Source organism: Marinobacter gudaonensis (assembly GCF_900115175.1).
Lineage (GTDB): Bacteria > Pseudomonadota > Gammaproteobacteria > Pseudomonadales > Oleiphilaceae > Marinobacter > Marinobacter gudaonensis.
Genome location: NZ_FOYV01000001.1, coordinates 1,701,549 through 1,720,906 on the forward strand (window position 1 = coordinate 1,701,549; position 19,358 = coordinate 1,720,906).

Sequence of the window (19,358 nt, forward strand, 5' to 3'; positions counted from 1 at the left end):
GATCTGGCATCGCACGAACAGGCACCACCCTTAACGCCCGTTTCGTGACCGGTCCGGCACTGTTGAGCTACAATGCGCGTTTTTCCGGCCAGATCACGGCTGGCCCGTTTACCTGTCCGACCCCGGATTCACTGATTCATGAGCAAGAAAAAACCCGGAACGCCCAGCAATACCATTGCCCTGAACAAAAAGGCGAAGCACGAGTATCACATCGAGGAACGCTTCGAGGCGGGCCTGGCACTGCTCGGCTGGGAAGTGAAGTCCCTGCGCGCCGGCAAGGCACAACTGGTGGACGCCTATGTACTGCTCAAGGATGGCGAGGCCTGGTTGCTCGGGTCCCACATCACACCCCTGAGCACCGCCTCCACCCACGTGATAGCTGACCCGACCCGCACCCGCAAGCTGCTGTTGCACGCCAAGGAGATTGCCAAGATCGTGGGCAAGGTGAACCAGGCCGGTTACACCTGCATTCCACTCGCCCTGTACTGGAAGAAGAACAAGGTGAAGTGCGAAATTGCCCTGGTGAAGGGCAAGAAACTGTTCGACAAACGGGCTACCGAGAAAGAACGCGACTGGAACCGCCAGAAGCAGCGCATCCTGCGCGAAGCCAACGCCTGAGCCCGGGCTGACCAACCCCTTGAAGAACTGACGCCGGTCAGGATGCGGCCGGCAAATATGTCGCATACTCACTCTCTTTGTTGATCCAGGCAACCGGCCTATACTCGGGAGTTCCGGTGCATGGCAAAGGGAGCGCTTATGTCACCCAAACAGACCCCCATGTCCTCCGTGGATCGCGCCTGGCTGCGCATGGACACCCCGGAGAACCCCATGATGATCTGCGGGGTGCTGGCCCTTGAACGGCCGGTCTCCATCCAGCGCCTCAAACGCACGCTCGAAGAACGGTTTCTTCGCTTCCAGCGCTTCCGCCAACGGGTGGTGGACCATGGCGATCGTGCCTACTGGCAAGAAGACCCCCTGTTCCATATCGACAACCACCTGCACCGGATTGCACTGCCCGGCAAGGCAGACAAAGCCGAGCTGCAGAAACTGGTGAGCGACCTGAACAGCACCTCCCTCGATTTCCGCCGCCCACTCTGGCAGATGCACTACATCGACAATTACGAAGGTGGTGCTGCCCTTCTGGTGCGTATTCACCACTGCATTGCAGACGGCATTTCCCTGGTACGGGTGATGCTCTCACTGACCGACAAGACCCCCGAGCCGACACTCAAACGGGTTGCCGGCAAGCCTGAAACCCGTACAGGCAACGCTTCCCGGAGAAGAAGCACGCTGCACCGGCTGGTGGACAGTGCCCAGGTGGCCGCCCAGCAGGCTCGCCTGTTCATTGACTCGGTGCGCCAGGAACCCAACTACCCCCTGAAGCTCGCCACCACCGCCAGCGGCGTTGCCATGGATCTGCTGAAGCTCGGCCTGGCACCCTATGAACCCAGAACCGGCCTCAAGAGCCCCTTGAGCGGGCGCAAACAGGTGGCCTGGGCCGAGCCCCTGGACTTTGCCGAGGTCAAGGCCTGTGCTCGGGCCCTCGGCGGCACCGTCAACGACGTGTTGATGTGCGCCACAACCGGCGCCCTTCGGCGGCATTTTGCCGCCAACCGGGAGGCCATTCCGGAGTGCGGCATCCGGGTGGCAGTACCTTTCAACCTGCGCCCGCTTAACCAACCCATTGACACCCTCGGCAATGAATTCGGGCTGGTGCTTGTGAACCTGCCGGTCGAAGTACAGGACCCGATCATGTGTTTTCGGCAGGTTCAGGAGAACATGAACCGGCTCAAGCGCTCTTACCAGGCCCAGGTAACCTACAGCCTGCTGGATCTGTTCGGCCGCGGCCCTGACAGCCTTGAGCGGCGTGCTCTGGACCTGCTCAGCAACAAGGCCTCGGCGGTGCTCACCAACGTGCCCGGCCCGAGGGAGGCCCTGTACCTCGCCGGCAGCAAGGTCACCCAGCCCATGTTCTGGGTGCCACAAAGCGGCAGCATCGGCATTGGCCTGAGCATTTTCAGCTACGCCGGCACGGTCCAGTTCGGCATTACCGTCGACCGGGCCATCCACGCCGACCCGAACGCCGTGATGGACTACTTCCACGACAGCTTCGCAGCACTCCGCCACGCGGCGCTGGCCGGGCGCCCCGCGGCAGTAAAGCAGCTCGCCGGATAGGCGAGTAGGTACATCTACACAACACCGCGCACAAAACAACCGCAAAGAAACCTTGAAGTCCGGCAAACCGGACACATATACTCACCTGTAAGGGGACGACATGGCTTCGACGCCGGTGGCGAACCCTTGGGTGCATGTCGAGATGGCAGCGAATCTCGTAAATCCAAAGCTGCTTTAAAATAGTCGCAAACGACGAAAACTACGCACTGGCGGCGTAAGCCGTTCCAGTCGTCCTGGCTGAGGCGCCTATAACTCAGTAGCAACATCCCAGGACGTCATCGCTTATAGGCTGCTCCGTGTGTCAGAGCTCACTGACACATGGCTAAGATTCAAAGAGCTCGGTTCTTGCACCCTGACTCTCGGGTCGCTTGAACTTAAAACAATAGAGAGACACTAAGCATGTAGACCTCAAGGCTGAGTACTGGCGGACGCGGGTTCAATTCCCGCCGTCTCCACCAAACTCCCAGAGAAAAGCCCCGGATTTCCGGGGCTTTTTTCGTTCTGCACCACAACTAACCCCCTCGTCATCCTGCGTTCATGCAGACTACGCAGTAATTGTGTAAGGTTCTGCCACGCCCTCACTCAAACCCAGAACCTTGTGCGATGAACCAACCGGACGATCCGAACAGCCTGCAGGAGTTACTGGACCGGCTTCGCGACGGCACCAACGGCCAGCGCCGGGTATCGGTGGGCGATATTCTGGCGGTGGTGGGTGAGCGCTCATTCGGCCCCCTGGCACTGGTGGCGGGGTTGGTTACTCTGGCGCCGCTGATCGGCGACATTCCGGGCGTACCCACTCTGCTCGCGCTGATGGTCCTGCTGACCGTCGGCCAGCTGCTGTTCCAGCGGGAGACGATCTGGATTCCGGCCCGTCTGGCCAATCGCTCCATGGAGCAGGAGAAGCTCGACAAGGGCCTGGACTGGCTGGAGACGCCTGCCCGGTTCCTGGACCGCTGGACCAGGCCGCGCCTGGTGTTCCTGGTGCGGGGGCCGGGGCAGTACGTCATGGCGGTACTGTGCCTGCTGGTTGCTGCGGCCATGCCACTGATGGAGATCATTCCCTTCAGTGCCAACGGCGGCGGACTTGCGCTGGCGGCCTTCGGCCTGGCCATTATCGCCCGGGACGGTCTGCTGGCCCTGTTTGCAGCCCTGACGACCGGCGGTACCGCCTGGTTCGTTCTCACCAATCTGCCCGGCTGACGCCGATTTCATCCGATCACCAATTGATACAATCGATTTACCGCTCTTGGCAGAGTCTTGCTGCTATTATGAGGGTCTGTCTGATGTTTTCTGATTGGTGGTTTGGAAGGATCTGTTCATGTCCAGCAAAGCGAAGCAGTCCCAGAAGCTTTTACTGTTCCGTCTCTCCGGGGAGCGCCTGTTTGGTATCGGTACCCTGAAGATTCGGGAGATCCTGCCGTTCATGAAGCTCACCAAACTGCCCCACAGTCACCATGCGGTGATCGGCACGGCTACCTTCCGGGGCTCTGCAGTCCCGGTCATCGACATGGCCGCTGCGGTTGGCTATCCGGCGCTGACACGGGAAGAGCGGGAAAAAGCCTCGATTATCATCACCGACATACAGCGTCAGGAAATCGGCTTTCTGGTGCGAGGTGTACAGCAGATCATCGAAACCAACTGGAAGTCGGTCATGCCGCCGCCCAAGGCGTTGGGCAACCGGGCATTCATTACCGGACTGCTCGATGTGGACGGCGACATTATTCAGCTGCTGGATGTGGAACTGTTGCTGGCGAAGGTTTATCCGGAATCCCTGGAGACCGGCGAGGTCACGCTCACCGATGTGCAGAGCGAAACCCTGAAATCCCTGAACATTCTGCTGGTGGACGATTCCCAGGTGGCCCGCAAGCAGCTCTCGGATGTCCTGGACAGCAAGGACATTTCCTATCACGTTACCTCGAATGGCGACGATGCCCTGCAGATTCTGCTCCGGGATCATGAGCTGGGGCGGCCCACGGACATCCTGGTCAGTGACATCGAGATGCCGGGGCTGGACGGTTATGAGCTGACTTTCAATGTGCGGGACAACACCGCGCTCAAGCAGCCGTACATCATTCTGCATACCTCCCTGAACAGCGAGATGAGCCTGAGTTATGCCAATCAGGTGGGTGCCGATGAGGCCCTCACCAAATTTGATGCTGAGGAGCTGCTTCAGGCCATGCTGCGTGGCGCCGAGCAGGCCCGTTAAGGCCTGAGCTGCGCCATAAAAGACTCTGCTTCGGTACGCATCTCGGCGATGTCGCGCTGCCACTGCTCGCGGTAACGGTTCAGAGTGTCTTCACTGAGGCGGCCAAACCGTTCTCCGGTTTCGGCCACCGTGCGGCTGGCATTGGCCAGAGATTCCATGGTCGGGTCGTTGAGGTCATCGGCGCCTCGGTCGAGATCGCGCGCGGCCTGTTCCAGAATGATGCGGTCCTGCTCAGGCGTTTGCCGGTCATCTTCGAGGGCTTCCTCCAGCGACTGCTCAAGATCCCGCATGGCTTTCTGCAGCTGTTCACTGAACTCGGCCATGGCCTCTCCCGCCTGCTGCGACATCTCCCTCGAATAGATCTGCAGGTCCCGGGCGAGCTGCTCCATATCCCGTTCAAGCTGGCCAGAGGATGACGAGAAGCTGGCACTGAGCTTTTCACCGATGCGGTTGAGTTCCCCCAGAATGCCGCTGAACGGAGAGGGGTTCACAATGGCATCGCCAGTGCGCTCATAGTCCACCAGCCACTGGCCATCAACGCGAACCAGGTAGGTGGCGATCTCACGTTGCTCACCCGCAGCGCCCGATTCCGCAGGTACCCGGGTGACGATGGTGGCCTCGTCGTCGTCAATGACCACGCGACCATAGGAAGGAACGGCGTCGGTCCAGCTGCGCTGGTAACCATCGAAGGCCGAGGCATCTGTCAGAGTGGAGTATTCCGTTACCTCGCCCGCGTCATTCTCGGCCATGGCCTGCCAGAACGCAGAAGCCACCTCCTGCGGTGTTTCCGGGTTACTGCAACCCACAAACAGGGCCAAGGCAAACGTAACGGCCAAACCTCTGGCAAACAAATGACTCATCGTGATGACATCTCCGGTTCTTTATCCGGTGATCATCATACACGGCTTATAACCGGCAGGTCAGCTCGGCCAGTTCCTCATCAAAGACTCGACGGTTTTCACTGTAATCCACCGGCACATCCACCAGATGCACTCCACCCGCGGCCAGCGCCTGCTCCAGGGTTGGCCGCAGATCTTCGGTGTGGGTAATACGGTGGCCGGTGGCACCGTAGGATTGGGCATAAGTGACGAAATCCGGGTTGCGGTAGTCCAGGCCAAAGTCCGCGTAGCCCTCCTGCCCCTGCTTCCATTTGATCATGCCGTAGGCGCTGTCGTTGATGATCAGCACCACCAGGTTAAGCCCGAGCCGTACTGCGGTTTCCAGCTCCTGGCTGTTCATCATGAAGCCGCCGTCACCGCACACTGCCATCACCTTCAGATCGGGGTACAGCATGGAAGCCATCATGCCACTGGGCAGGCCGGCGCCCATGGAGGCCAGGGCGTTGTCCAGCAGCACGGTGTTGTTGTCGTAGGCCGGGTAATTGCGGGCAAACCACAACTTGTACATGCCGTTGTCGAGGGTGATGATGCCGTCGTCCGGCATTACCCGCCGCACATCGGCAACGATGCGCTGCGGAATGATCGGGAAGCGGCTGTCGCCGGCCATAGAGGTCAGGTGAGCGTCCACCGCCTTTTTCACCTCCATAAGCTGGCTGAAGTCATGGTTGGCGCACTGGCCACAGTTTTCGGCCATGTACTCCACGCTGTTGGCAATGTCGCCCACCACCTCGTGCTGTGGGAAATACACGGGGTCTACGTCAGCGGCGCTGAAGTTCACATGGATCACCTTCTTGCCACCCGGTGTCATGAAAAACGGCGGCTTTTCCACCACGTCGTGGCCAACGTTGATCACCAGATCGGCGCGATCGATGGCGCAGTGAACAAAGTCGCCCGCCGACAGGGCAGCGTTACCCAGATAGCGAGGATGGCGCTCGTCCACCACCCCCTTGCCCATCTGGGTGGTAAAAAAAGGAATACCGGTCACATTCACCAGGTGAATCAACGCCTGTGACACCCGCTTCCGGTTGGCGCCGGCGCCGATCATGATCAGCGGGTGACGCGCCTCGCGCAGCATGTCACAGGCCATCTCCAGGCTCTTCTGGCTGGCCGTGGGCCGGCGGGCATCGCTGGGCTTGAAAATGTGGGTGTCTGGTTCCGGTGCCTCGTCTGCGATGTCCTCGGGCAGCTCCAGATGCACCGCGCCCGGGCGCTCTTCCGAGGCCAGGCGGAAAGCCTCACGCACCTTTGCCGGGATGGTATTGGCGTTGCTGATCTGGCGGGTATATTTGGTAAGCGGACGCATCAGGTCCACCACGTCGAGAATCTGGAACAGGCCCTGCTTGGAGGATTTGATCGGCTTCTGGCCGGAGATCATCATCATCGGCATGGCGCCGAGCTGGGCGTAGGCAGCGGCCGTTACCAGGTTGGTGGCGCCCGGTCCCAGGGTCGAAAGGCAGACGCCAACCTTACCAGTCAGACGCCCGTAGGTGGCCGCCATGAAGCCTGCGGCCTGCTCATGGCGGTTCAGTACCAGTTCGATGCTGGACTCTCGCAGAGCCTCCAGGAACGCCAGGTTTTCCTCGCCTGGCACCGCAAACACGTATTGGACACCTTCGTTCTCCAGCGCGCGCACAAACAGCTCGGCGCCGTTTCGGGCCGGACGGTTCTCGTTGGCCATGACCTTCCTCTCGCTCGGTGAATGGGTCGGGCAAATCGGAAGCGGGACCTAGTCAGTCTTGGGCGGCTCCGCCTGGAGCGAATCAGCGGGCACCCGGCCCTTGCCCCAACTCCGGTATACACCCTCTGTTACGCGCACCAGCTCATCATCGTTCACTTCTGCAAGCTCACCGCGCTCCAGAGGATCGTAGTGGAAAATGTACAGCCGCGAGGTGAATTGCTCAAAGGGCAACGAGGATTCACCAAACCGCTCTCCGTAGCCGGAGGTACTCACTTCAACACCATCGCCCCAGTTCTGGCCACTGTCGTTGTTCGGATTGAAAAAGTACACCCGCATTTCGCCCTCAGGGTCCAGCCCGGCCCGAAGGATGGTGATGGCGTGCCAGCCAATGAAGCGGGCCGCACTATCGGTGACCGCTATACCCGCCGGTTGCGGATGGATCAGCGGCTGGTTGCCGTTGTAGAAGGGATGATAGCTGGCATAGAAGTGGCGGATGAACTCTTCCAGACCGATGAGGTTGCCCGTTGCCACATCCACGTTGATGGCGAACCCCCGGCCGGCGGACCATCCGTGGAATTCCGGATTCACCCATTTATGGGGGTCGCCCTCGCGATCGGCGCAAAGCCGGCCCATTTCCGCATAGATGCGATCGAGGTGCGGCACCACGACCAGTGATACCGGGTCCAGATCCAGGGCAACCTCCGAGGCCACACCACCGGCACTTCGGGCCGACGACACCGGCTGCCCCTCGAAGTGCATGACAATCTCGTTGTCCCTGGCCGCCCAGGCCACCATCTGAAGCAGGTAGTCAGGGTCGTTATAGGCCCACATGGACAGCGCTCGCGCCGACTGGCAGGTAGGGTTGTTACCCTGCCCCACGCCCAGCGGCTGCCCCAGCATGTTGAGAACACCCTGCATCAACCAGGCCGACGGTTGAGGCTCGTAGCCGTAGGCATACTGGAGCCGCTCCCGGGCGGCAGGACAGAGGCTCAGGCGAACCTGGCGCCAGAGCGAGGGCGCCACCGGCGGCTGGTAGAGAATGCCCCGTTCAAGCAGCAGTGCCAGCCCGTAAAGCCCCTGGGCGGTCTCGGGGAACACCGACGTGTCAATGAGCGTGTGCACCAGTTCCCGGTAGCACAGCAGGCAGTCGCGGCCGGTGCTGGACAGGCCCAGGGAACTGCTGAGCAAGTTGTCCTGGGCCTCCAGGATGTAACGGACAAAACAGGCGTGGTAAGGAGATACCAGCCCGGTGTCATGCATGGAACGGGCGAACCCGGTGGCCTCATTCTGCAGCGCCACTGCATCCATGGATTCCAGCCGTTGTTCATACACCGGAATCCCCGGATCTTCACTGCAGGCCCTGGTCGGCCCGTACAAAGCAGAAATCAGACGGTCGGCACCACGACCGGCACTGCCAAGGTCAGCTTCAGGATCTGCCCGGCAAATGGCGATCTGGGTAATCATCCGGCACACATCGGACACGCGAATCGGCCGCTGCTCCAGAATGCGCCAGATTTCTTCAATCAGGCTGTCTATGATGTGTTCGTAGCCAATATGATCCGCTACGTATTGCAGCAGGCCCTGGCTGATCTGGGCCAGTTTGCCTTGCTCCCGTTCTGCCTCGCCGGTCATACCGAACAGGAGGCCCAGGTTGATAGCCAGAACCTGAGTCAGGTAGTGGTGTGCCTGCTCCGCCGATACGCTCGGATGCAGGTAATGCTCCTGAACCACAGACAGCAGCCTGAGCTGGCTGAACGCCTCAATCACTACGGTGTCAGATTCTTTACTTTGCAGGGAGTGTGGCGTCAGGGACGGCAACAGAATGGACGGATCAGCCCAGTCTGTGCCCTGGAACACGCCCGCCTCTTCAAGGCGGCGGGCGCGAGCCTCAATGGCCTCGCAGCCGCCCGGCTGCATCAGCACACGCCGGGCGATGTCGAACAGTTTGGGAAGCTTGCCGGCCTTGGCAAACGGCCGGCTTTCCTCCAGGGCCACAATAGCTTCATCCAGTTTGTGCACCAGCTTGTCGAAATTGACTGCCGGTGCCTGGCTGGCCGATTGGTATTCGCTCAAACGAGATTCCTCAGGGCCTGCACCAAACCCTTTCTGTTAATCAGTGAACCGATTATACATAGAAATCGAGCTCTTCCTGATGTTTGAGCAAGTCCCGCATCACATAAGGGTCTTCACCGAAGAAATACACCAGACCCCAGTGGGTACCGAAGGCCGTGCGCTTGGTCACCGTTTCTTCCATCGGCGACGTCAACTCATGGGACTCGAAATACTCGTGGTTCTCGGTCTCTTCGGGCATTTCCAGACGGCTGACCACCCGACGGCGGGGATACACCCCGAAGCAGCCGGCATAGCCTTTGGCATCCTCGACCTCTTTCGGGAAGAAGGCGTTGATCTCCTCCTCGGTGGTTTTCGGGTCGAAGGCCAGGATCATGCCCTGATAGGCGTTGAATCCATAGGCACGCTCGAGAAGCTCGAACACCTTGAAGCCCGGAGGCCGGTAGGCCACCTCGCCAAAGTACATGGTGCCGTCGCTGGTGACGAAGTACTCCGGATGGATCAGACCGAACTCGATATCGAAGGTCTTGATCAGCTTCTCGATCTCCGCCGTAATCTGCGGGCGATATTTTTCCAGATCCGGCGTGGCCGGCACGAACACCGAGTAGCCGAGGGTGACATACTCGGAGATGTTCAGGAACTTGATCTTGCCGTTATGAATCCAGGCCTCGACAGCAAACTCCCAGCCGTCCAGATGCGATTCCATGAGCACCGGAAATTCCTCATCGGGGATCGTATCCACCTCGTCCGGTGTGCGAATCACCCGGTGGCCCAGGCAGCCTGCTTTGTCGAAGGCTTTCAGGTGGATCGGATCGTTGGGGTCGCCGTCCAGCTTCAGCAGGGTCTGGTTCACGCGCTTGAGGAAGCGGATGACGTCGTCCCGGTCGTGGGCCTCCTCGAAAATCCCTACCCGGATACCGCCAAGTTGGGCACGGCGTTTCATGAGCGCTTTATCTCTCAGCAACATGGACTGGCCGAACAGTTTTGGCTGGTCCAGCAGTACCGAGTTGATGGCGCCGGCCCACTCCACGGTTTCCTCGAACAGTGGGATAGCCACGTTCACGCCCATATCCTTGAGGGTCTGGGCGATCTCGAACGAACGGTCGTTCAATCGCTCGAAATTCCAGGGCACATAGGGGATATCGTGCTCTTTGCAGTAGGCCTCGGCCCAGTCCGGAGCCACCACCACATAGCGGCGATCAAACTTGTCGGCGGCTTCAATCGCATTCACGCTCCAGCCAAGCAGCGCCACATACCCTTTTTCAGGATCGTACTTTTGCTCAGTCACAGGTTCTCTCCTTTCCTAGGGTTACCTATTAACCCTACGAGGCCCTCATGAAATCGCAAATCCAGATAACCCCTAAAACCACAAAAGCACTGCGATGACAGGGACTGAGCCCAGCAATCACAGTGCTTTAGCGTGCTTTAGATCGATTCGGAATATCAGGCCAACTGAAGGGTCGACAGGGTCCGTTCCCGCACTTTAGTGAGCAGAGCCTCGTCATCCACGAGGGACTGGCCGTAAGACGGCACCAGCTCCTTCATGCGCGCCTGCCACTCCGGTGTCCTGATTTTCTCCGGGAAGCAGCGCTCGATCACGTTGATCATGGCGTTGGCGGCGGTAGAGGCACCGGGCGAGGCGCCCAGCAGGGCAGCCAGGGTGCCATCGCTGGCCGCCACGATCTCGGTACCGAACTCGAGCTTGCCACCACCGGGCACCTGCTTGATGATCTGCACGCGCTGGCCCGCCATTCGCAGTTGCCAGTCTTCCTCCCGGGCGTCCGGGAAGAAGTTGCGCAGGGCAGCGACCCGGTCGCTGTGGGACTGGAACACCTCACCGATCAGATACCGGGTCAGGTCCATGTTGCTCTTGCTCACTGACAGCATGGGCTTGAGGTTGTTGGATCTCACCGAACCAAACAGGTCAAAGATGGAGCCCTGCTTGAGGAACCGGGTGGTAAAGCCGGCAAACGGCCCGAACAGAAGTGCCGGCTCGCCGTTGATGATCCGCGTGTCCAGATGCGGCACCGACATGGGCGGCGCTCCAATGGGCGCCTTGCCGTACACCTTGGAGTTGTGCTGCTCAACGATGTCGGGCTTGCCGCACACCAGCCACTGGCCGCTCACCGGGAAACCGCCGTAGCCGCGGGCCTCCGCGATGCCGGATTTCTGCAGCAGCGGCAGCGCACCACCACCGGCGCCCAGGAACACAAACCCGGTTTCGAGTTTGGTCAGCTCACCGGTTTTCTGGTTACGCACACGCACTTTCCAGCGGCCGTTGTCACGCTGGTCGATGTAGTGCACGGGAGAGCTCAGCATGAGTTCGAAGTTGGGCTGGGTTTCCAGCCAGCTGACCATGCTTCGGGTCAGGGAGCCAAAATCCACATCCGAGCCGTGTCTGATTCGGGTGGCCGCCACCGGCTGCATGGGATCGCGGTTATTGACGACCAGGGGCATCCACTCTTCCAGATCGGTCGGCGACTCGGTGTACTCCATGTCCCGGAACAGGTGATGGGCGCTGAGCCGCTCGTGGCGTCGCTTCAGGAATGCCACGTCCTTTTCACCCCAGACGAAGCTCTGGTGCGGGGTGCGGTTGATAAATGAGGAAGGCTCCGGAAGAATGCCCTGCTCCACAAGGTACGACCAGAGCTGGAGCGATACCTCGAACTGGGCGTTGATCTGCAGGGCCCGCTCGATGGCCACATCGCCATCGTCGGTTTCGGGGGTGTAGTTGAGTTCACAGTAGCCGGCGTGGCCGGTACCTGCATTGTTCCATCCGTCGGTGCTCTCATGGGCCACGTGGTCGAGACGCTCCACCATGACGATGTCCAGGGACGGGTCCAGTTGCCTGAGCATCATGCCGAGAGTGGCGCTCATGACGCCACCGCCGACCAGCACTACATCTGCCTGTCTAACGGCCATTGCTTTTCACCCTAGCTAGTGTTGAAGCTTTTCATCCCCCCACGATCAGCAAGGAGACCTGTCGGAAGCCGGTCGGGCGCGAGGTAAACGACGCCGCCGTCTGCTTCCGGTCTGAATGTGGGCGCAATTATCCCGATTTTTGCGGGGATAATAAAATGCGATTGTCAATCGAGGCGCCGGTATCTGGCTGCCAACGGTGCCTGATGGTGAATAGATGCACCTGCAAACAGTGGTTTGCATCGGGCCAAAGCTCTAAAATCCGCCTCCGTGGGTGCGCGGTCGACGGCGACTGCCCTTCCTGAAACCGATTTGTCATCAACCTCGACAGGACCTTCGTTCATGTCTGCCCTTGAAGTAAGCCTGATTGTTCTGGCGGTGCTGGCGCTGCTCGGCGTCATTTTTGAAGAAGCCATCCACATCAACAAGGCCAAGGTAACATTGTTCTTCGGAACCCTGAGCTGGATGCTGCTGTTTCTGTTCAGCGACAACGCCGCGGAAACCTCGGCCATTTCCGTCGGGCTCTCCGAGAGCATTGCCGAAATTGCTGGGCTGTGGCTGTTCCTGGTGGCTGCCATGACCTTTGTCGCCTACCTGAACAAGAAGGGGATGATCGAAAACGTGATCTACCTGATCATGCCGAAACAGGTGAGCGAACGAAGACTGCTGTTCCTGACCGGACTGTTTTGCTTCATTTTCTCCTCTCTTGCAGACAATATCACCGCCACTTTAGTCTCATGCTCGCTGATTCTGTCGCTGGATCTGGAGCTGAAAAAGCGCATCCAGTTCGTCACCCTGGTGGTGTTTGCAGTCAACTCCGGCGGCGTGTCATTGATCACCGGCGACGTCACCACATTGATGATATTCCTCGCGGACAAGGTGGAAATACTGACATTGCTCACCCTCGCCATTCCCGCGTCGATCACCGTTTTCGTACTGGCCCTGTTCCTGTCCCGGGGACTGACAGGCACCATCACCCTGCGTTCAACCACCAATCCGGTACGACCGGTCGATGCCATCATAGGCGGCCTGTTTTTGTTAACAATCCTGTGCACCATTGCCGGCAATGCCCTGTTTGCCATTCCACCGGTGCTGACCTTCCTCTTCGGCCTGTCGGTGATGTTCCTGGTATCCCGTTTCCTGAGCAACGATTCCGATCTGGACCCGATTCTCGAATACATCCGTATTATCGAGTTCGAAACCCTGCTGTTCTTTCTCGGCATCCTGCTGCTGGTGGGCATGCTCAAGGAGATTCACGCGCTGGATTCGCTGGTGGCTATCTACGACGTTTTGCCGCCGCTGTACGCGAATTATCTGATGGGGATTTTCTCCGCGGTGATCGACAACGTGCCTCTGACCGCGGCCCTGCTCAAGGCCGGCATCGATATGAGTCCGGGCGAGTGGATGGGGCTGACCTATGCCGTGGGCGTTGGCGGATCGCTGCTGGTGATCGGTTCTGCGGCCGGTATCGTGGCCATGACCAAGATCCCGGGGCTGACCTTTGCAGCCTACATGCGGTATCTTGCACACCTTCTGGCGGCCTACACCCTCGGCTACGCCGGTGTGTTCATGCTCGGACGTTTCATCAACTGAGGTTTTTCTATGCTGATGGCAATTGGCGCAATCATCGCCGGCCTGGTACTCCTGGTCTGGAGTGCCGACAAATTTGTGGAAGGTGCGGCGGCCACCGCCAAACACCTGGGCATGCCGACACTGCTGATTGGCATGGTGATCATCGGCTTTGGCACCTCGGCGCCGGAACTGGCGGTATCGGCCATGGCGGCGGCTGACGGCAACCCTGGCCTGGCGCTCGGCAACGGCTACGGTTCCAACATCACCAACATTGCGCTGATTGTCGGCCTGACCGCCGTGATTGCGCCGATTGCGGTGCATTCCCAGGTGATCCGCAAGGAACTCCCTCTTCTGGTGGTGCTCACACTCATTGCCGGTGCCCAACTGCTTGATGGCGAACTGTCACGGCTGGATGGCTGGATACTGCTGGCAGTGTTTGCCGCCGTGATGGGCTGGTCCATCTACCAGGGCATGAAAGGCAAAGCTGACCCGCTGGCCAGCGAGACTGATGCCGAAATCATCGCCCACCCGATGCCCCTGAAAACCGCCCTGATCTGGCTGGCGGTTGGTCTGGTCCTGCTGATCGTCAGCTCACGGATGCTGGTATGGGGCGCTGTCACCATTGCCCAGAGCCTCGGGGTCAGTGACCTGGTGATTGGCCTGACCATTGTGGCCATCGGCACATCACTGCCAGAGCTGGCCTCGGCACTGGCGGCGGTCAAGAAAAACGAACACGACCTGATCCTCGGTAACATCCTCGGCTCTGGTATTTTCAACACCCTGGCGGTGGTGGGCCTGGCCGCGGCCATTGAGCCCCTGGCGGTCGATCCGGCCGTGCTCTACCGGGACTGGAATCTCATGCTGGCGCTCACCGTTGGCCTGCTGCTGATGGGATTCGGCCTGACCGGCGCCCGCAAGCTGATCAGCCGGCTTGATGGCGGCATTCTGGTGCTGGTGTACGTGGCCTACACGGGCTACCTGCTGTCAACGGTGGTGGCGGCCGGCACGGCCTGAGCCCCCACAGCGAGCCTTATTCGGCCTCGCCGTCACCGAGAAGACCGGTTAAACGCTCCCGGACCTCGGCCATCACCTCGTCGAGGTCTTCCTTGGTCTTGCCGGTGGTATCCAGCGGGGCGCCCACCCGCACATCCACGGGCTGGCCCAGGTTGATCTTCCATGTGCGCGCGGGCAACACCCGGTGAATCCCGCGCACCGCCACTGGAACGATGACCGCCTGGGTGTCCAGAGCCAGGTGAAAACAGCCTTTCTTGAACGGCAGCAGCTTGCCATCCGGTGACCGGGTCCCCTCGGGTGCCGCCCAGAGCACAATACCGCTTTCCATCATTTCCCGGGCCCTGGCCAGGTCCCGCACCGCCCGGGTTCGGTTGGAACGATCCACCGACGGAAATTCAGCCGCCCGCATGGCCTGGCCCAGCAGGGGAATGCTGAACAGTTCCTTTTTCGCCAGCATGCGAATGGATCCGGGCAGGGATACGAAACTGACCGGGATATCGTAATGACTGGCGTGGGTACACATGATGATGTAACGCCGCCCGTCGCCGAAATCCGGCACCTCTCCCCGCACCGTAAGGTTGGCCCGCACCAATCGTAACAGCGCCGCCGACCACTCCCGACAGTACTTGTCCACGATCGGCCGGTTGAGCTGGCCAAACAGCGCGCGCAGCAGAACCAGCAGCGAGTAGATAGCCGTCAGACCAACACTGCCCAGCACCACGCCCGCGCGCCGAAGCAGGGTCGCTGATTCGGTCAGCGGGCTCAGATTCAGTCGGATCATTCAGGTTCCCGGGGCCAGCTAGCCGTTCTCTGTGAACACCATGGCAACGGAATTCAGGCAATAGCGTTGCCCGGTCGGCGGCGGCCCATCCGGGAACACGTGCCCAAGGTGACTGTCGCAGCGCGGACACCGTATTTCGGTCCGGGTCATGCCGAGGCTGGTATCCTCGATATAGCGAATGTGTTCCGGGTCGAAGGGCTGGAAAAAACTGGGCCAGCCGGTACCCGAATCGAACTTTGAGTCCGAGCTGAACAGTGGCAGATCGCAGAGCCGGCAGTGGTACACGCCGGCTTTCTTGTTGTCCAGCAGAGTGCCACAGAACGGATGCTCGGTGCCGTGGTCCAGCAGGACACGCCGCTCCTCGGCGGTCAGGTCGGCGGCCTTCTCCTCAACCTGCGCCGGAGTCAGGGGCGTCAGGTCATAACCAGATGCAGAAACGGCCATCATCTATCTCCTCAGGCGGTGCTGTCTGTGTCAGTGTCGGTGTATTCCGGCTTCAGCTTGTCACCAAACCGGTCCACCAGCTTTTCCATTTTCGGGGCCGCCACCGCCATGATGTAGGGCTGATAGGGGTTGCGGGCGGCGAAGTTCTGGTGGTACTCCTCGGCCGGGTAGAACGCCTCCAGCGGCTCCAGCGTGGTCACGATCGGATCCGGATACACGCCGGCCTCCTCCAACTGCCGGATGTAGGCTTCGACCACCTCGCGCTGCTCGGCGGTTTCAAAAAACACGGCGGATCGATACTGGGTGCCGCGATCATTGCCCTGGCGGTTCAGCTGCGTGGGGTCGTGGGCAACGGAGAAGAACACTTTCAGCAGTTCACCGAAACTTACCCTGGCCGGGTCGTAGTGCACTTCAACCACCTCGGCGTGGCCGGTGGTGCCGCTGCACACCGCCTCGTAGTTGGCGGAACTGGCATGGCCTCCGGCATAGCCGGACTGGACTCGGGTGACGCCGTCAATCGCCAGGAACACGGCCTCGACGCACCAGAAACAACCGCCGGCCAATACCACCCGCTGCTCGCCAGCGGCGGCGGGCAAATCCTTCTCCGGGTCCGGGAATCGGCTGCGGGGAACCTTCAGGCCGGGAATGTTGCAGGATGTCGACATGGTGACCTCTGATTTCAAACCGTTATGTGCTTGCAGGGGATTGTGGCCGGAAACCGGCAACTTTGCCAACCCGCGCCCCGGCGTCTACAAGGCCCGCCAGTTGTACGATCATCAGAGGGGCAGGATCACACCCACGCCCGCGCTCAGCGGCGCCAGCAGCCACACCGGCACTCGCCAGACCGCCAGGGCCACCCACAGCAACAGCACCAGGCCAAAATCCATCGGGCCGTGCACCGCAGAAGTCCAGACCGGGTCGTACAGGGCCGCCAGCAGCAATCCGACAACACCGGCATTCACCCCCGCCAATGCCGAGCGTGCCGCACGGTGTTCCCGCAGCCATCGCCACAGAGGCAGACCCGCAAACACCAGCAGGGTGCCCGGCAGGAAAACCGCCACTACCGCCAACAGACCGCCGGCCACACCGGCCTCGGCCCCGCCGAGGAAGCCCGAAAAGCTGAACAGCGGCCCCGGCATTGCCTGAGCCACCCCGTAACCGGCCAGAAAGGTGTCCGCCGGCATGGCACCCGATGCCACGAACCCTTCCTGCAGCCAGGGCAGCACCACATGGCCACCACCAAACACCAGGGCGCCTGCCCGGTACATTTCGGCGGCAACCCACGCCAGGCTGCCCGACACCTGTGGCAGGAACGACGCCAGCAACAGCCCCAGGAATACCAGCCCCATCAAGACCGGCTTGCCGGACTGCAACGGCAAGTGCAACGGATCGGCGGCCCGATCGCTGCCAAGCCCCATGAGCGCTCCGGCGCCTCCGGCGATGGCCAGGGCCAGGAGCTGCATCCAGGTCTCCCCGATTATCAGCAGGCCGATCGCCACCAGCAGTGCCATGGCCACCCGGCTGCGGTCCGGGCACAGGCTCTTGCCCATTTGCCAAACCGCCTGCGCCACCACCGCTACCACGAACAGTTTGAGGCCCTTTACCCAGCCCCCGGAGCTGGCTTCGGGCCAGAGGCTCAACCCCACTGCAAAGCCGATCATGATCACCGCCGATGGCAGTGTGAAGCCAAGCCAAGCTGCCAGAGCCCCACGGTAGTGTCCCTTAAGGAAACCAATAGTAAGACCCACCTGGCTGGATGCCGGGCCCGGTAACAACTGGCAGAGCGCCACGATTTCGCCATACACGCTGTCCGACAGCCACCGGCGGCGCTTGACGAACTCGTTGTGAAAAAAACCGAGATGGGCCGCCGGCCCGCCAAAGGAGGTCAGCCCAAGGCGCAGAAAGAGCCCGAAAATCTGCCAGAAGGAAGCTCTGCTCGGTTGCGTTTCTGTGGTCATGGTTGTCTTGCTCCCGGGGCCTGGTCATCGATGTGCCGGTATCCGGCATCAAACATGAACATTATGTCGTTTTGGTTGCATAGCATCGAGGGCCAACCATAATGAAGGAGGGTTTGCCACTTTGCATTCAGGCCATGCCCGGCTCGGCATACGAAGGAAACACAATGACGGCAAGGGCTCACACACCGGAGAACCAGGACGATCTCCTGGAATACCGCCTGAGCCTGAGACTCGGCCCTGTTCACGCCCGCCAGAGACTGGGCATTGAACGGGAAGCCGAGGCGAAGGTGTTCGGGCAGGATCACAGTTCTTTCCATCTGGAAAACTGGGCCACTGCGCCCCGGTTTATCCGGACCTGCCTTCAACTGGCCGGCCTATGGCGTCGGGGCCAGCACAACAGCCGACGTCTGAACACGGTTCACAACCGCTTCTGTCTGCCCAACCTCCCCGCCGCCTTCGAGGGCTTCCGAATCCTGCACCTCACCGACCTTCATGTGGACATGGATGAGGCCAACCTGCAGGCGGTGCTGCGCCAGATCGAGCCGCTGGATTACGACCTGTGCGTGCTTACCGGTGATTACCGGAAACTGACCTGGGGACCCATTGAAAATGCCCTGCAAGGCATGGCCCGTTTGCGCCGGGGCATTCGAGGCACCGCCTACGCGGTGCTTGGCAACCACGACAGCGTTCGCATGGTACCGGCCCTGGAAGACATGGGCTACCAACTGCTGATGAACGAGATGGCGCCCCTGGAGCGGGAGGGCCAGACCCTGTTCCTGGCCGGCGTCGACGACGCCCACTTCTACAAGGTCCACAACCTGCACCGGGCCGGCGACGAGATACCCGCCGGTGGCACCAGTATCCTGCTCAGCCACACCCCCGAAATCTGGCGGGAGGCGGCCCACGCCGGGTACGACGTATTCCTGTGCGGTCACACCCACGGTGGCCAGATCTGCCTGCCCGGGGGCATTCCCGTAACCCTGGACTCGGATTGCCCCCGCAGTCTTGGCCGGGGCTACTGGCAGGTCAACGGCATGCAGGGTTACACCTCACCGGGCAGCGGAACCTCCGTGGTGAATGTGCGCCTGAACTGCCCGCCAGAGGTCACCCTGCACACCCTCACCCGGGGCCCCGATTAGTGCGGCTGTCGCCGGATACCCAGGCGATACAGCAGCGGTGAAGCCAGGATGTTGGAAACGGTGAACAACGCCACAACGGCAATCACCACCCAAGCGCTGACCGGCAGCCACACCATGGCCAGCAGCATAGGCAGCAGCGCTTCCGGAATCTGATCAAGACCAACGGCCCGGGCGCTGGAATCGAGCCCGAGACGACGCTTGATGAAGCTACTGATCAGGTCGCCTGCCAGGCCAAGCAATCCGAAAAGCACGCCGAACACAAAGCCCAGCCCGGTCGCCACAGAAAACAGCGCGCACGCCAGCGTTCCGAATGCCACGCCTCGCCAGGTTTTGCTGTGACCAAACACGGGGCGGCCATCCCCCCAGAGCCGGTCACCGTCCACCGGCGCCGACCACCGGTCTTTTAGCAGGCGGGCGGCGACGACCGGCGTACCGTTGGCTAGCACCAGCATCACATAAAGCTCCAGGGTGATCAGCAAAGGCCCTCGCCTCCCTGTCCGGCG

Annotated in this window: 17 protein-coding genes and 1 other RNA gene; 8 read left to right on the forward strand and 10 right to left on the reverse strand. The window is 60.8% G+C overall.

What is annotated here, in order from left to right:
• Positions 1–138 precede the first annotated feature (138 nt).
• The 5 genes from smpB (at position 139) to BM344_RS07815 (ending at position 4,381) form a co-directional block, all read left to right on the forward strand.
• Positions 139–618, forward strand: coding sequence for an SsrA-binding protein SmpB (smpB, locus tag BM344_RS07795; protein ID WP_091987935.1), 480 nt, complete (start codon positions 139–141; stop codon positions 616–618).
• Positions 619–756: 138 nt separating this feature from the next.
• Positions 757–2,175, forward strand: a complete 1,419-nt coding sequence (locus tag BM344_RS07800) for a WS/DGAT/MGAT family O-acyltransferase (RefSeq protein WP_091987937.1) — start codon at positions 757–759, stop codon at positions 2,173–2,175.
• A 91-nt stretch (positions 2,176–2,266) separates the two neighbouring features.
• Positions 2,267–2,633: a transfer-messenger RNA gene (ssrA, locus tag BM344_RS07805) on the forward strand.
• Between the two features lie 145 nt (positions 2,634–2,778).
• Positions 2,779–3,375 (forward strand): exopolysaccharide biosynthesis protein, encoded by a 597-nt coding sequence (locus BM344_RS07810; RefSeq protein ID WP_091987940.1) that lies wholly within the window; start codon positions 2,779–2,781, stop codon positions 3,373–3,375.
• A 118-nt stretch (positions 3,376–3,493) separates the two neighbouring features.
• Positions 3,494–4,381, forward strand: a complete 888-nt coding sequence (locus BM344_RS07815; RefSeq protein ID WP_091987943.1) for a chemotaxis protein — start codon at positions 3,494–3,496, stop codon at positions 4,379–4,381.
• Here the strand turns inward: BM344_RS07815 and BM344_RS07820 are convergent.
• The 5 genes from BM344_RS07820 to mqo all read right to left on the reverse strand — a co-directional run bounded on the left by BM344_RS07820 (position 4,378) and on the right by mqo (position 11,950).
• Positions 4,378–5,241 carry a hypothetical protein gene (locus BM344_RS07820; RefSeq protein WP_091987945.1) on the reverse strand — a complete coding sequence of 288 codons (864 nt, stop codon included), beginning with the start codon at positions 5,239–5,241 and terminating at the stop codon, positions 4,378–4,380. The genes BM344_RS07815 and BM344_RS07820 overlap by 4 nt on opposite strands.
• A 46-nt stretch (positions 5,242–5,287) precedes the next feature.
• Positions 5,288–6,958 carry an acetolactate synthase large subunit gene (locus BM344_RS07825; RefSeq protein WP_091987947.1) on the reverse strand — a complete coding sequence of 557 codons (1,671 nt, stop codon included), beginning with the start codon at positions 6,956–6,958 and terminating at the stop codon, positions 5,288–5,290.
• 48 nt (positions 6,959–7,006) lie between these two features.
• Positions 7,007–9,031: a hypothetical protein gene (locus BM344_RS07830; RefSeq protein WP_091987949.1), complete on the reverse strand. Its 2,025-nt coding sequence runs from the start codon at positions 9,029–9,031 to the stop codon at positions 7,007–7,009.
• A 52-nt stretch (positions 9,032–9,083) separates the two neighbouring features.
• Positions 9,084–10,316, reverse strand: coding sequence for an ATP-grasp domain-containing protein (locus BM344_RS07835; protein ID WP_091987951.1), 1,233 nt, complete (start codon positions 10,314–10,316; stop codon positions 9,084–9,086).
• Between the two features lie 155 nt (positions 10,317–10,471).
• Positions 10,472–11,950 carry a malate dehydrogenase (quinone) gene (gene mqo, locus BM344_RS07840; protein ID WP_091987954.1) on the reverse strand — a complete coding sequence of 493 codons (1,479 nt, stop codon included), beginning with the start codon at positions 11,948–11,950 and terminating at the stop codon, positions 10,472–10,474.
• 339 nt (positions 11,951–12,289) lie between these two features.
• On the opposite strand from mqo, the gene nhaD reads away from it, so the two are divergent.
• Positions 12,290–13,540, forward strand: a complete 1,251-nt coding sequence (gene nhaD / locus BM344_RS07845) for a sodium:proton antiporter NhaD (RefSeq protein WP_091987956.1) — start codon at positions 12,290–12,292, stop codon at positions 13,538–13,540.
• 9 nt (positions 13,541–13,549) lie between these two features.
• Positions 13,550–14,533: a calcium/sodium antiporter gene (locus BM344_RS07850; RefSeq protein ID WP_208603385.1), complete on the forward strand. Its 984-nt coding sequence runs from the start codon at positions 13,550–13,552 to the stop codon at positions 14,531–14,533.
• 16 nt (positions 14,534–14,549) lie between these two features.
• Here BM344_RS07850 and BM344_RS07855 read toward each other — a convergent pair whose 3' ends face one another.
• The 4 genes from BM344_RS07855 to chrA all read right to left on the reverse strand — a co-directional run bounded on the left by BM344_RS07855 (position 14,550) and on the right by chrA (position 17,716).
• Positions 14,550–15,314 carry a lysophospholipid acyltransferase family protein gene (locus BM344_RS07855; RefSeq protein WP_091987958.1) on the reverse strand — a complete coding sequence of 255 codons (765 nt, stop codon included), beginning with the start codon at positions 15,312–15,314 and terminating at the stop codon, positions 14,550–14,552.
• A gap of 18 nt (positions 15,315–15,332) precedes the next feature.
• Positions 15,333–15,758 carry a peptide-methionine (R)-S-oxide reductase MsrB gene (msrB, locus tag BM344_RS07860; protein ID WP_091987961.1) on the reverse strand — a complete coding sequence of 142 codons (426 nt, stop codon included), beginning with the start codon at positions 15,756–15,758 and terminating at the stop codon, positions 15,333–15,335.
• A gap of 11 nt (positions 15,759–15,769) precedes the next feature.
• Positions 15,770–16,423, reverse strand: a complete 654-nt coding sequence (gene msrA / locus BM344_RS07865) for a peptide-methionine (S)-S-oxide reductase MsrA (RefSeq protein WP_091990907.1) — start codon at positions 16,421–16,423, stop codon at positions 15,770–15,772.
• 111 nt (positions 16,424–16,534) lie between these two features.
• Positions 16,535–17,716 carry a chromate efflux transporter gene (gene chrA, locus BM344_RS07870; RefSeq protein ID WP_091987963.1) on the reverse strand — a complete coding sequence of 394 codons (1,182 nt, stop codon included), beginning with the start codon at positions 17,714–17,716 and terminating at the stop codon, positions 16,535–16,537.
• A 164-nt stretch (positions 17,717–17,880) separates the two neighbouring features.
• On the opposite strand from chrA, the gene BM344_RS07875 reads away from it, so the two are divergent.
• A complete protein-coding gene (locus tag BM344_RS07875) occupies positions 17,881–18,855 on the forward strand; it encodes a metallophosphoesterase (RefSeq protein ID WP_091987965.1) in 975 nt (324 codons plus the stop codon).
• Here BM344_RS07875 and BM344_RS07880 read toward each other — a convergent pair.
• A complete protein-coding gene (locus BM344_RS07880) occupies positions 18,852–19,334 on the reverse strand; it encodes a CDP-archaeol synthase (RefSeq protein ID WP_091987968.1) in 483 nt (160 codons plus the stop codon). The genes BM344_RS07875 and BM344_RS07880 overlap by 4 nt on opposite strands.
• Positions 19,335–19,358 lie beyond the last annotated feature (24 nt).